Origin of the sequence: Streptomyces sp. NPDC026589 (assembly GCF_040638385.1) — a bacterium.
Lineage (GTDB): Bacteria > Actinomycetota > Actinomycetes > Streptomycetales > Streptomycetaceae > Streptomyces.
In genome coordinates this window covers 547288-560038 of record NZ_JBEZYG010000002.1, presented here as the reverse complement: position 1 = coordinate 560038, position 12751 = coordinate 547288, and the positions used below count along the sequence as shown (strand labels likewise).

Here is a 12751-nt window from a genome sequence, read left to right as displayed (position 1 = left end):
ACCACCATGACCACCGAAGTACGCGCCGATCTGTACCCCTCGCGCGGCGCCGCCGAGATGACCACTCCCCGCCAGGACCCGGTCATCTGGTCCGCGCCGGGCGCCCCGGGCCCGATCGCCGCCAAGGACCTCCAGGGATACGAGCACGACGGCTTCCTCACCGTCGACCAGCTCATCGCCCCGGACGAGGTCGCCGTCTACCGGACGGAGCTGAACCGGCTGATCTCCGATCCGGCGGTCCGCGCCGACGAGCGCTCGATCGTCGAGAAGCAGTCGCAGAACGTACGGTCCGTCTTCGAGGTCCACCGGATCAGCGAGGTCTTCGCCGGTCTGGTACGGGACGAGCGGGTGGTGGGCCGGGCCCGCCAGATCCTCGGCTCGGACGTGTACGTCCACCAGTCCCGGATCAACGTGAAGCCGGGCTTCGGGGCCACGGGCTTCTACTGGCACTCGGACTTCGAGACCTGGCACGCGGAGGACGGTCTGCCGAACATGCGGACGGTGTCCGTGTCGATCGCGCTGACCGAGAACTTCGACACCAACGGCGGGCTGATGATCATGCCCGGTTCGCACAAGACGTTCCTCGGCTGTGCGGGCGAGACGCCGAAGGACAATTACAAGAGGTCGCTCCAGATGCAGGACGCGGGCACCCCGTCCGACGAGGCGCTGACGAAGATGGCCGACCGCCACGGAATCAGGCTCTTCACGGGCGCGGCCGGTTCGGCGACCTGGTTCGACTGCAACGCCATGCACGGCTCGGGCGACAACATCACCCCGTACGCGCGCAGCAACGTCTTCATCGTCTTCAACAGCGTGGAGAACACGGCGCAGGAGCCCTTCGCGGCTCCGATCCGCCGCCCCGAGTTCATCGGGGCACGGGACTTCACCCCGGTGAAGTAGCGGTCCGCACGGGCGAGCCAGGGCCGGGACGGGTACCCGTCCCGGCCCTCTCCGCGTAACTCGCTGGACCGGGGCCGGGTCAGCGGAGAGGGTGTCCGCCATGACTTCCCATGTACGCCACATCACGATCGACTGCGCCGACGCCTACGCGCTCGGCGGTTTCTGGGCCCAGGTGCTCGGCGCGCCGCTCTCCGACGAGGACGCCCCCGGCGACCCGGAGGCGCTGGTCGAGGCCCCCGGCGCGGCGATCCTCTTCGTTCAGGTGGACGAGAGGAAACGGACCAAGAACCGCGTCCACCTGGACATCCAGCCGCAGGACCGCTCCCGGGACGAGGAGGTGGAGCGGCTGCTCGCGCTCGGCGCGACCCTGGTCGGCGACCACCGCAAACCGAACGGGCGCGGCTGGGCGACGCTCGCCGATCCCGAGGGCAACGAGTTCTGCGTGGAGTGCTCCGCCGCCGAGCGTGCGGCCCTGTCCGGGACCCGGCTGCCGGTGACCGCCGACGATGTGACCTCGGCGGTGCGGCTCGCGGTGGACCTGCTGGCCGAGGCCCCGGCGGACCGCTGGGACGCGCCTGCGGGAAGCCTTGACTGGACCTGCTGGGAGACGGTGGAGCACCTGAGCGACGATCTGTTCGCGTACGCCGTGCAGTTGGGCCCCCGTACGCCTCCGCTGGACCGCGACGTGCCCTACCGGTGGGCGCCCGAACGGCAGGGCGGGCCCCACAACGCGGTCTTCGCCGACCGTGCCGCCGGCCCCGCCGGGCTGCTGGCCACGCTGGAGGCGAGCGGGGCGCTGCTGGCCTCGATGACGCGGACGACGCCGCCCGAGGTGCGCTCGTACCACGGGTACGGGATCTCGGACCCGGAGGGCTTCGCCGCGATGGGCGTGGTGGAGACCCTGGTGCACACGCATGATCTCGCCGAGGGCCTGGGGCTGGACTGGTCGCCGTCCCCGGCGCTCTGCGACCGGGTGCTGGCCCGGCTCTTCCCGGACGCGCCGGCGGGCGGCGACCGGTGGGCCGTACTGCTGTGGGCCACCGGTCGCGCCGAACTGCCGGACCACCCGCGCCGCACCTCGTGGCGGTGGGACGGGAGGTCGCGCGAGGACGGTCAGACGGCGTCGAGCGCCGGGTAGTCCGTGTAGCCCTTGGCGTCGCCGCCGAAGAAGGTCGACGGGTCGGGGGTGTTGAACGGGCCGCCCGCCCTGAGCCGGGTGGGCAGGTCCGGGTTGGCGAGGAACAGCGACCCGTAGGAGATCAGGTCGGCGATGCCGTCGTCGATCACCGTGTGGTCGTCGGGTCCGGTGGCGCCCTCGGAGTGCACGTTGATGACGACGGTCCCGGAGAAGGCCTTGCGCAGGGTGAGGGTCAGCTCCCGGATCGGGGCGGCCTCCAGGATGTGCAGGTAGGCGATGCCGAGCGGCTCGATCTCCTGGACCAGCGCGGTGTAGACGGCTTCCGGGGCGGGCTCGTCGATGTCGTTGTACGGGTTGCCGGGCGAGATGCGCAGGGCGGTGCGCTCCGGGCCGATCTCGGCGGCGACGGCCTTGACGACCTCGGCGGCGAAGCGGATGCGGGCCTCGTCGGAGCCGCCCCACGCGTCGGTGCGCCGGTTGGTGTTCGGGGCCAGGAACTGGTGGATGAGATAGCCGTTGGCGCCGTGCAGCTCGACCCCGTCGAAGCCGGCGTCCACGGCGTTGCGGGAGGCGGTGACGAAGTCGGCGACGGTCGCGTGGATCTCGGCGTCCGTCAGCTCGTGCGGCTCGACGAAGTCCTTCGGGCCGACGTGGGTGTAGACCTGGCCCTCGGCCCTGACCGCGGAGGCGCTGACGGGCACGAGGCCGTCCGGCAGCAGCACCGGGTGGCCGATGCGGCCCGCGTGCATGATCTGGGCGAAGATCCGGCCGCCCTCGGCGTGCACGGCGTCGGTGACCTTGCGCCAGGAGGCGACCTGTTCGGCGCTGTGCAGACCGGGCGTGGTGGGGTAGCCCTGGCCCACGACGGACGGCTGGATGCCCTCGGTGATCACGAGGCCGGCCGAGGCCCGCTGGGCGTAGTACGTGGCGGTGAGCTCGGTGGCGGTGCCGCCCTCACCGGCCCGGCTGCGGGTCATCGGGGCCAGCGCGATGCGGTTGGCCAGCTGGGTGCCGGACAGGTCGATCGGGTCGAAAGCGGTGGTCATGAGGGCTCCCAAGAAAGTATGTGGTCGGCCAAGCATCGGCGACAGCGGCAACGATAACCCATTGATTGGTCGACCAAGGTAAAGTGGCGGGGAACCGTCGGGCATCATCGAGAGCCGCCGCCTGCAAACCCGAGGACCCCACAGGAGCCCGCCATGACCACCGGCCGCGCCACCCCCGCGGAAGACGCCTGTACGAACGCGCTGCCCATGGCAGCGCTCAGCGGGCCCGTCAGCCACGCCGTGTCCCGGGTGGCCCGGCTCCACCGGACAGCAGCGGGCAAGGCGCTGAAGGGGGTGGACCTCTACCCGGGGCAGGAGTTGCTGATGATGCACCTGTGGGACCGGGGCGCGGTCCGTCAGACGGAGCTGATCAGGGCCCTGGACCTGGACCCGTCCACGGTGACGAAGATGCTCCAGCGGCTGGAGCAGACCGGGCACGTGCGCCGCCGCCCCGACCCGGCCGACCGGCGGGCCGTGCTGGTCGAGGCGACGGACGAGAGCTGCGCGCTGCACACCGCGGTCCGGGACGCCTGGGGCAGCCTGGAGGAGCACACACTCGTGGGCCTCGGCCCGGCGGAGCGCACGGAGCTGATCCGGCTGCTGGCGAAGGTCGAGGAGAACCTCTGCCGGGAGACCGCGGACTGCCCGGACCGGTGCTGAGCCTGCCGAGCCGCACCCCTGCGGATCAGGCCAGGACCTCCAGCACCCGGTCCACGTCGGCCTCGGTGTTGTAGAGGTGGCAGGAGATCCGCAGATTCCCGGCCGGGGCGGAGACGGCGACGCCCGCCTCCACCAGCTCGGACTGACGGCTCTCGAGGCCCGGCACGGAGACGATCGCCGACTCCCCGGGAACGGTCTCGTGCCCGAGCCCCGCAAGACCCGCCCGCAGCCGGGCCGCGAGCCCGGTGGCGTGCGCGTACAGGGCGTCGGCCCCCACTTCGCCGAGCAGCTCCAGGGAGCGCTCGGCCCCGTGGTACGAGAGGAAGGCGGGCGGCTCGTCGAAGCCGCGGGCGGTGGGGGCGAGGCGCTCCAGCGGGCCGTAGTTGCTCGTCCAGGGAGCGCCGGCGGAGACCCAGCCGGCGAAGAGGGGCGGCAGGGTGTCCTGCGCCTCCTCGGTGACCGTCAGGAACGACGTACCGCGCGGACAGAGCAGGAACTTGAAGCCGCCGGTCACGGTGTAGTCGTACGCCCCCGCCTCCAGCGGGAACCAGCCCGCCGCCTGGGTTCCGTCCAGCAGGGTCCGGGCGCCGTGCGCCGCGGCGGCCGCGCGGACGGCGGCGAGATCGGCCACCCGGCCGTCGGCCGACTGCACGGCGGAGAAGGCGACGAGGGCGGTCGAGGGGCGCACGGCCCCGGCGAGCCCGTCGAGCGGCGCGTACCGCACGCGCAGATCGCCACGGAGCGCGAACGGGCTGACCACGGAGGAGAACTCGCCCTCGGGGCAGAGGACTTCGGCGCCCGGCGGCAGCGAAGCGGCGACGAGACCGACGTGGACGGTGACGGAACTCCCGGTGGCGACCCGGTCCGGATGGACCCCGGCGAGCCGGGCGAAGCCGGCCCGGGCGGCCTCCACCGCGTCGAAGCTGCCCACCCCCACCCGGCGGCCCGCGGCGTTCTCGTCGGCCAGCGCCTTGACGGCGGCGATCGTCCGGCGGGGCAGCAGGCCCCAGCTGGAGGTGTTGAGGTAGGTGACTTCGGGGGCGAATTCGACGGCTGCCGCTTGGATGGGCGCGAGGATCGTCATGCGTCCACCCTGAAGCCCCCTTGAACCAAAGTCAATCACGCAGATTCAAGGGGGCTTCAAAGGAATACTTATGGGCGGCTTCCGGATCGCTCAGCCGCGCGGAACCGCGCAGGCCCCGTCCGTGTCACAGGCCTCCGCCTCCCCGCCGACGGCGGTGAGAGCGGTGACGGGGCGGTCCTTCCAAGCCTGCTCCAGCGCCTGGACGAAGACCTCCGACGGCTGGCCGCCGGAGATCCCGTACCGACGGTCGAGGACGAAGAACGGCACGGCGTTGGCGCCCAGTTCGGCCGCCTCGCGCTCGTCGGTGCGGACGTCGTCCGCGTACGCCTCCGGGTCGGCGAGCACCGCACGGGCCTCGTCGGCGTCGAGTCCGGCCTCCACGGCGAGAGCCAGCAGCACCTCGTCGTCGAAGACGGACCGCTCCTCGGCGAAGTTCGCCCGGTAGGCGAGGGTCAGCAGCTCGTCCTGACGGCCGCGGGCCTTGGCCAGGTGCAGCACCCGGTGGAGGTCGAAGGTGGAGCCGTGGTCACGGCCCTCGGTGCGGTAGCCGAGCCCCTCCGCCTGCGCGTTGGCCGCGACGTTGGCCTCCATAGAGGCCGCTTCCTCGCGGCTGCGGCCGTACTTCTCGGCCAGCATGTCGATCACGAGCGCGGTGTCGCCCTTGGCCCGCGAGGGGTCGAGCTCGAAGGAGCGGTGCACCACCTCGACCTCGTCCCGGTGGGCGAACTCCGCGAGGCCCTTCTCGAAGCGGGCCTTGCCGATGTAGCACCACGGACAAGCGATGTCGCTCCAGATCTCGACGCGCATGACTCTTCTACTCTCCAGGGGTCGCGGCGGGCGCGGAGGGGCCTCCGCACGGGGTCAGTGGGTCGAACGCGAATCCGTACCGGGTGATTCCCGGATCTTCCCGCCCGTCCCTCCTCCCCCGACCGCCGTGTCGCCCCCGTCCCCGCCCCCGTCCCCGCCGTGTCGCCCCGTCACTGCCGTGTCGCGTCACCGCCCGTCGCGCAGGTCCTCCACTCCCCCGGCCAGGAACGCGATCCGGTCGAAGACCGCGCCGCAGCCCTCACCGGTGGGCGACTGCACCAGGAAGCCGGCGCGGGCGGCCGCCCGCTCCTTCTCCGTACCCAGGGTGAAGAAGCGGACGAAGGTCCACCTCTCGCCGTCGGTGGAGGCGTGGAAGGCGTAGGCGTCGCCGGTGCGGCTGAGACGGAGCCAGCAGACGCCCTCGTCCACGACGAAGGCGTTGGCGTCGTCGGAGTGGCCCCGGGTGACGACGGTGCAGACGGTCGGGAGGCCCGCGGAGTGCTCCAGGCAGACCTTGGCCCACTTGCGGTCCCCGACGTGGAGGTACAGCGCGCCCGCGTCACCGAACGACAGCAGCCCCGGGCGCACCCGGGCCACCAGCCGGAAGTCGCCCTCCCCCACCGGTCCGAGCAGGCGCGGGGCGTCGGAGCCCAGGTCCAGGGACTCGCCGGACGGGGAGACGAACAGGTCCTGGCCGGGTCCGGCCCGGCCGCTCAGCACGCCGTCGGCGTGGGTCCAGCCTCCGTCGGGGCCCTCCGCGTCCAGGGCGAAGGGAAAGGCGTCCAGGTTCAGGCTCATGCGCGGCGTCCGTCCACCCGGCGGGGCAGGCCCAGCGGGTTGTCCTCGCGCAGCTCCGGGGGGAGGAGCGTCTCGGGGGTGGACTGGAACGTGACGGGGCGCAGCCAGCGTTCGATCGCCGTCGCGCCGACGGAGGTGGAGATGGAGGTGGAGGCCGGGTAGGGGCCGCCGTGGTGCTGGGCGGGGGCGACGGCGACGCCGGTCGGCCAGCCGTTGACGAGGACGCGCCCGGCGAGCGGGGTGAGCGCGGCCAGCAGGCGCGCCGCGTCGGGGTCGTCGTCCTCGGTGGCGGTCTGGAGGGTGGCGGTGAGGTTCCCGGGCAGCCGGGCGAGGACGGCGGCGATCTCGTCGGTGGACGCGTACCGGGCGATCACGGTGACCGGCCCGAAGCACTCCTCCAGCAGCGCGTCGTGCGGGCCCTCGGCGGTCAGCCGGGCGGCCGGGACGGTGAGGAATCCGGCGGAGACGGTGTGCTCGCCGGCGGCGCCGGGGGTGACGGGGGATCCGACGTCCGGCAGCGCGGCCCGCTCCCGTACGCCGGCGACGAAGGCGTCCCGCATACGGTGGTCCAGCAGGACGCCGGATCCGGTGGAGCTGACCGTCTCGGTGAGCGTCTTGAGGAGCTGGTCGCCCGTCGCGCCCTCGGGGACCAGGACGAAGCCGGGCTTGGTGCAGAACTGGCCCGCGCCCAGGGTCATCGAGCCGCCGAGCCCGGCGCCGATCTCCCCGGCGCGCTCGGCGGCGGCCGCCGGGGTGACGACGACCGGGTTGAGGGAGCCGAGTTCGCCGTGGAAGGGGATGGGGGCGGGGCGGGCCGCTGCCGCGTCGAACAGGGCGCGTCCGCCGCGTACCGAGCCGGTGAAGCCGGCCGCGCTCACCAGCGGGTGCCGGACCAGCTCGACGCCCGCGTCGAAGCCGTGCACCAGGGTCACGACGTCCTCGGGCAGTCCGGTGCGGGCGGCGGCGCGGCGGAGGACCGAGGCACAGAGTTCGGAGGTGGCCGGGTGGTCGGGGTGCGCCTTGACCACGACCGGGCAGCCGGCGGCGAGCGCGCTGGCCGTGTCGCCGCCCGGGACGGAGAAGGCGAGCGGGAAGTTGCTGGCCGCGTAGACGGCGACGACCCCGAGCGGGATCTTGTAGCGGCGCAGGTCGGGCCAGGGCGGGGTCCGGGAGCCGTCCTGGTGGTCGATGTGGACGTCGAGGTAGGCGCCTTCGTCCACGACCTCCGCGAACGCCCTCAACTGGGCTGCGGTACGGGCCAGTTCACCGAAGAGTCGGGCCGGGCCGAGGGCGGTCTCCGCGTCGGCCGCCTCGACGATGTGCTCGCCGGTCTCCTCCAGCAGTTCCGCCGCCGCCCGCAGGAACGCGGCGCGCGCCGCGCGGTCGGCGAGGGCGTCGCGGACGGCGTGGGCCGCCCGGACCGCCCGGTCGACCTCCCCGGCCGTGGCCTCCACCGCGACCTGCTCGCGCGGGTTCCCGGTTCGGGGGTCGACACTCCAGACTGGTGCTGCGCTCACCGTGATTACCTCCCGTGGTGCGACCGTCCTCCGGCCGACTTCCGGCCCGCTTCGGCCGCACATCGGCAAGTGTTCGGTATTCTGAACGGAGTTCCTGAACGTGAATGTCCTCGGACTCTATTTCGGGGCGTTCCGTGTTGGCAATCGTGTGGCGGCTTTTCGGACGCGGACGCGGACGAGAAGTCGATGAGCTGGAGAAGGGGGCGTGGGCGATGTCGGTCGCCGAGTCCGGTGGAGCACAGGTCAAGTCCGCGGTACGGACCGTGGAGCTCCTCGAATACTTCGCGGGGCGGCCCGGCATGCACTCGCTGGCCGCCGTCCAGGAGGCCGTCGGCTATCCCAAGTCGAGCCTCTACATGCTGCTGCGCACCCTGGTGGAGCTGGGCTGGGTGGAGACGGACGCGACGGGCACCCGGTACGGGATCGGCGTCCGCGCCCTGCTGGTCGGCACGTCGTACATCGACGGCGACGAGGTCGTGGCCGCCGCCAGGCCCACCCTGGACAGGCTGTCCGACGACACCACGGAGACCATCCACCTGGCCCGCCTCGACGGGACGAACGTGGTCTACCTCGCCACCCGGCAGTCCCAGCACTATCTGCGCCCCTTCACCCGGGTCGGCCGCCGGCTGCCCGCGCACTCCACCTCGCTCGGCAAGGCGCTGCTGGCGACCCACAGCGACGAGCAGGTCCGCAAGATGCTGCCCGAGTCGCTGCCCGCGCTGACCGAGCACACCATCACGGACCGCGAGAAGCTCATCGAGGAGCTGCGGCTGGTCCGTGAGCAGGGCTACGCGGTGGACCGCGAGGAGAACACCGTCGGTCTGCGCTGCTTCGGCGTGGCGATCCCCTACCGGACGCCCGCGCGCGACGCGATCAGCTGCTCGGTGCCGGTCGCCCGGCTCACCCCCGGTCACGAACAGCTGGTGAAGGACGCCCTGTTCGATGCCCGGGACCGGCTCTCCCTCGCGACCCGGAGACTCTGATGGCCGGGATCGCGCTGCGCCCGGTCGAGGACGGGGACCTGCCGCTGTTCTTCGCCTGGATGAGCGACCCCGGGGCGACCCGCGTCGCCGAGTTCACGGCCGAGGACCCCACCGACCGGGCCGCGTTCGACGCCCACTGGGCACGGATCCGGGCAGGGTCCCGCGTGGTGATGCGCACGGTGGTGGCCGACGGTGCGGTGGTGGGCCATGTCGGGGAGTACGGGGCCCCCGGGAACCGCCAGGTCACCTACTGGATCGGCCGCGAGCACTGGGGGCGGGGGCTGGCGACGGCCGCCCTGCGGGCGTACCTCGACGAGACGCCCACCCGCCCACTGCACGCGCGGGCGGCGGCCGACAACCTCGGTTCGCGCCGGGTGCTGGAGAAGTGCGGCTTCGTGGTCACCGGCAAGGATCGCGGATTCGCCCGCGCCCGGGGCGAGGAGATCGACGAGGTCCTGGTCACGCTGCACGGCTGACGAGGTCCTGGTCACGCCGCACGGCTGACGAGGCCCTGGGCACGCCGCACGGCTGACGAGGCCCTGGGCACGCCGCACGGCTGAGGCAGGGTGCGGCCGGGGCGTGGGCGGCCTCCTCCCCCGCGTGGCGGAGGCGGATCGTCGCCGGGCAGGACGTGCGGGGCCGGCCGGCGCGGAAGCCTGGACGCCATGACAGTGAACCGGCCCCCCGAAGCGCCCTCGCCCGCCCCGCCGCACCGTTCCGGGACGCCCGGGCGCCCTGGGACGCCACCGCACCGCGCCGAGGCGGCCCCGTACCGCGCCGCACCGCCCTCGTACCGCGTCGGCCGGGCGCGGTACGTGCTCCGGGTGGTCGCCATGGTGGCCTGTCTGCCCTACATCGGGCTCAAGGTGGCCTGGATGGCGGGCAGTCGGCTCGGCATCCCGGAGGGCAGCGCGCTGCTGGACGGGGGCGCCCTGCTGCGCGTCGCCAACGGGGCCACGGTGCTGATGGACTGCGCCGTCATCGTCCTCGCCCTGCTGCTGACCCGGCCCTGGGGCCTGCGGGTGCCCGCCTGGCTGCTGGTGCTGCCGATGTGGGTCGCGAGCGGCCTGCTGCTGCCGATCATGACGGCCTTCCCGGTCCAGCTGGCCGTCGGGTTCCTCGGCGGTGGCGGCGGCCGGCCGGTCGGCGAGGGCACCTCCGGACCGTTCCTCGACCCCTGGGTCTTCGGCGTCGTCTACGGCGGTTTCATCGTCCAGGGCCTCGCCCTCGGCGCCCTCTTCGCGCTGTACGCCAGTAGGCGCTGGGGCAGGCTGTGGCAGGGACGGCTGCGGGATCTGCCGGCGAGTCCGACCACGCCCGCCCTGCGCGCGACCGCCGTCGCCGCCGCTTCGACGGCTCTCCTCCCCGGCGTCACGCACCTGTTGTGGGTCAGCGGTTACACCGCCGGGCTCCACGCCGGCCGGGCTGCGGACCGCACCAGCGACTTCTACGTCCTGGAAGCCGTCAACCTGCTCTTCGTGGTGGTCACCGCCGTCGGGGTGCTCCTGCTCGCCTTCCGCCGCACCGGCCGTCTCTCCCTGCGTCTGCCGCTCGTCCTGGCCTGGGCCGGTTCCGCGGAGATGGCCTGCTGGGGCGGCTGGCTGAGTCTCGCGGGGCTGATCGGCGCGGGCGGAGCGGCGGACCGGCCGACGACGGCGACGGTGTTGACCTACGCTGTCCAGATGCTGGCAGGGGCGCTCGTCGTGACGCTGGGCGCCTACTTCTTCGCGGAGCGCGCGGCGGCTTCGGCGCTGCCCGACGACGTCGGCGTCGCCGACCCGGCCGGCGCCGACCGGGTGTCATGAAGCCCCTCGCCGTGGTGTTCGGACGACAGACGCGGCTGCGCTGGCTGCATCTGATCATCGGTGGCGCGCTGCTGATGCCGTACTTCCTGGTCGGCACGGTCCTGGTCGGCATGACGGGTGGCGGGGCAGCGCTGTTCGCCTCCCTGCCCGCCCAGTTCGCCGCGTTCGCCATCGCCCTGCCGATCGCGGCGGCCACCGGCTTCTTCCCGCTCGTCCGGCCGCTGTCCGTGGCCGCCGTCCGCGCCCTGTGCGGGGTGCCGCCCGCCCTGCTGGCCGACGGTCCCGCGCGGACCCGGCAGGCCCAAGTGCGTACCGCCGGCTGGTACACCCTGCATCTGGCGCTCGGCGGGATCGTCAGCGGCAGCACCCTGGCACTGCCGCCGTTCGCGGTGGCGGTGGCCGCGCTGCCGTTCTCCGCCGGGCTGCGCTCCACCTGGCTGCTGGACGGCCCCCGGGTGTTCCGGGAGCCGTGGGCCCTGGCTCTCGCCCCGTTCGCCGGGCTCGCGATGCTGGTGGCGCTGGCGCTGGTCGCGGCCGCGGCCGGGGAGTTGCTGGCCCGGCGGGCCCCGGTGCTGCTGGGGCCGACGCCCGAGGACCGGCTGGCCGCCGCCGAGCGCCGGGCGGCGGATCTGGCGGTGCGCAACCGGCTCGCCCGGGAGCTGCACGACTCGGTGGGGCACGCGTTGAGTGCGGTGACCCTTCAGGCGGGGGCGGCGCGCCGGGTCCTGGACCGCGATCCGGAGTTCGTCCGCGAGGCGCTGACCGCCATCGAGGAGACGACGCGGCGGACGGTCGGGGAGCTGGACTCGGTGCTGGGGCTGCTGCGGCAGGACGGGGAGCCGGACGACGAGGGCAGGGCGTACGGGCCGGGGCTCGACGCGCTCGACGGGCTGCTGGCGCACTGCGGGGTGCCGGTGGCGTACGAGCGGCAGGGCGATCCGGACCGTCTGGACCCGGTGGTCTCGCGGGAGGCGTACCGGATCGTCCAGGAGGGGCTGAGCAACGCGTCGCGGCACGGCGGGGGCGCGTCCCCGGTACGGCTGCTGATCGCGGTACGGGAGAGGGAGTTGGAGATCGTGATGGAGAATCGACTGGGCGAGCGGCCCGCCGTGCTGCGCCCCGGGGGCGGTCGCGGACTGCGCGGCATCGCGGAGCGGGCCGTCCTGCTGGGCGGCCGGACCGGGGCGGGGGCGGACGACGGCGTCTGGCGGCTGACCGCCGTGCTGCCGCTTACGGTGCCGGGTAAGGCCGGGCGGAAGGGGGAACGGCGATGAGCGGGGCTCCGGTGCGGGTGGTGCTGGCGGACGACGAGCGCATGGTGCGTACGGCGCTGCGCGTGATCCTGGACGCCGAGGAGGGCATCGAGGTCGTCGGGGAGGCCGCCACCGGTGCGGAGGCCGTCTCCGTGGTGCGGGCGCTGGGGCCCGACGTGGTGCTGATGGACGTGCGGATGCCGGAGATCGACGGCATCCGGGCCACGGAGCAGATCCTCGCCACGATGGAGGACCCGCCGAGGATCGTCGTCGTGACGACCTTCGAGAACGACGCGTACGTGTACGAGGCACTGCGCGCGGGGGCGGCCGGGTTCCTGCTGAAGCGGGCGGCCGCCGAGGAGCTGGTGCAGGCGGTGCGCCTGGTGGCGTACAGCGACTCGCTCCTCTATCCGGCGGCGGTGCGCACGCTGGCCACCGAGCACGCCGGACGGCGGGCGGGCGGGGCCCCGGCGTGGGTGGCGAGGCTGACCGGGCGGGAGGCGGACGTGCTGCGGCTGATGGCCGCGGGGCTGACCAACGCGGAGATCGCGGGGCGGCTCTCGGTGGGCCCGGCGACGGCGAAGACGCATGTGGCGGCGGTCCTCGCGAAGACCGGCGCCCGGGACCGTACCCAGGCGGTCATCGCGGCGTACGAGTCCGGTTTCATCACCCCGGGCTGAGCCGCCGGCCGGGCTCCGGGGCACGGCGGGCCGCCTGAGAAATCAGTGAGAAGGGGCGGAGACGGGAACGGCCGGAACGC

The 12751-nt window shown here is 73.5% G+C and carries 13 protein-coding genes; 8 read left to right on the top strand and 5 right to left on the bottom strand.

Features of this window, described 5'->3' with window-relative positions:
• The first annotated feature begins 6 nt into the window (after positions 1 to 6).
• Positions 7 to 900 (top strand): ectoine hydroxylase, encoded by an 894-nt coding sequence (gene thpD, locus AB0F29_RS05525; protein WP_361867647.1) that lies wholly within the window; start codon positions 7 to 9, stop codon positions 898 to 900.
• 100 nt (positions 901 to 1000) lie between these two features.
• The gene (locus AB0F29_RS05520) at positions 1001 to 2038 is read left to right on the top strand and encodes a VOC family protein (RefSeq protein ID WP_361867645.1); all 1038 of its coding nucleotides are present in this window, start codon (positions 1001 to 1003) and stop codon (positions 2036 to 2038) included.
• On the opposite strand, the gene AB0F29_RS05515 is transcribed toward AB0F29_RS05520, so the two are convergent.
• Positions 2014 to 3084: an alkene reductase gene (locus AB0F29_RS05515; protein WP_361867644.1), complete on the bottom strand. Its 1071-nt coding sequence runs from the start codon at positions 3082 to 3084 to the stop codon at positions 2014 to 2016. The genes AB0F29_RS05520 and AB0F29_RS05515 overlap by 25 nt on opposite strands.
• A 153-nt stretch (positions 3085 to 3237) precedes the next feature.
• On the opposite strand from AB0F29_RS05515, the gene AB0F29_RS05510 reads away from it, so the two are divergent.
• Complete coding sequence (locus tag AB0F29_RS05510) at positions 3238 to 3744, top strand: MarR family winged helix-turn-helix transcriptional regulator (protein ID WP_361867642.1); 507 nt, start codon at positions 3238 to 3240, stop codon at positions 3742 to 3744.
• A 25-nt stretch (positions 3745 to 3769) separates the two neighbouring features.
• Here the strand turns inward: AB0F29_RS05510 and AB0F29_RS05505 are convergent, their stop codons facing one another.
• The 4 genes from AB0F29_RS05505 to AB0F29_RS05490 all read right to left on the bottom strand — a co-directional run bounded on the left by AB0F29_RS05505 (position 3770) and on the right by AB0F29_RS05490 (position 7950).
• The gene (locus tag AB0F29_RS05505; RefSeq protein WP_361867640.1) at positions 3770 to 4828 is read right to left on the bottom strand and encodes an aminotransferase class V-fold PLP-dependent enzyme; all 1059 of its coding nucleotides are present in this window, start codon (positions 4826 to 4828) and stop codon (positions 3770 to 3772) included.
• A 90-nt stretch (positions 4829 to 4918) separates the two neighbouring features.
• Positions 4919 to 5635, bottom strand: coding sequence for a DsbA family oxidoreductase (locus AB0F29_RS05500; RefSeq protein WP_361867638.1), 717 nt, complete (start codon positions 5633 to 5635; stop codon positions 4919 to 4921).
• Between the two features lie 186 nt (positions 5636 to 5821).
• Positions 5822 to 6433: a DUF1349 domain-containing protein gene (locus AB0F29_RS05495; RefSeq protein ID WP_361867636.1), complete on the bottom strand. Its 612-nt coding sequence runs from the start codon at positions 6431 to 6433 to the stop codon at positions 5822 to 5824.
• Entirely contained in the window at positions 6430 to 7950 is a 1521-nt protein-coding gene (locus AB0F29_RS05490) for an aldehyde dehydrogenase (NADP(+)) (protein ID WP_361867634.1), read from the bottom strand. Before AB0F29_RS05490 ends, AB0F29_RS05495 begins: the two co-directional genes overlap by 4 nt.
• 212 nt (positions 7951 to 8162) lie before the next feature.
• Here AB0F29_RS05490 and AB0F29_RS05485 point away from each other — a divergent pair, with 212 nt between their 5' ends.
• The 5 genes from AB0F29_RS05485 (at position 8163) to AB0F29_RS05465 (ending at position 12671) form a co-directional block, all read left to right on the top strand.
• Positions 8163 to 8933, top strand: coding sequence for an IclR family transcriptional regulator (locus AB0F29_RS05485; RefSeq protein ID WP_018957681.1), 771 nt, complete (start codon positions 8163 to 8165; stop codon positions 8931 to 8933).
• The gene (locus tag AB0F29_RS05480; protein ID WP_361867632.1) at positions 8933 to 9409 is read left to right on the top strand and encodes a GNAT family N-acetyltransferase; all 477 of its coding nucleotides are present in this window, start codon (positions 8933 to 8935) and stop codon (positions 9407 to 9409) included. The genes AB0F29_RS05485 and AB0F29_RS05480 overlap by 1 nt, the downstream gene beginning before the upstream one ends.
• A gap of 357 nt (positions 9410 to 9766) precedes the next feature.
• Complete coding sequence (locus tag AB0F29_RS05475) at positions 9767 to 10738, top strand: hypothetical protein (RefSeq protein WP_361867798.1); 972 nt, start codon at positions 9767 to 9769, stop codon at positions 10736 to 10738.
• Positions 10735 to 12012 carry a histidine kinase gene (locus AB0F29_RS05470; protein ID WP_361867630.1) on the top strand — a complete coding sequence of 426 codons (1278 nt, stop codon included), beginning with the start codon at positions 10735 to 10737 and terminating at the stop codon, positions 12010 to 12012. The genes AB0F29_RS05475 and AB0F29_RS05470 overlap by 4 nt, the downstream gene beginning before the upstream one ends.
• The gene (locus AB0F29_RS05465; protein ID WP_361867628.1) at positions 12009 to 12671 is read left to right on the top strand and encodes a response regulator transcription factor; all 663 of its coding nucleotides are present in this window, start codon (positions 12009 to 12011) and stop codon (positions 12669 to 12671) included. The genes AB0F29_RS05470 and AB0F29_RS05465 overlap by 4 nt, the downstream gene beginning before the upstream one ends.
• Positions 12672 to 12751: the final 80 nt, after the last annotated feature.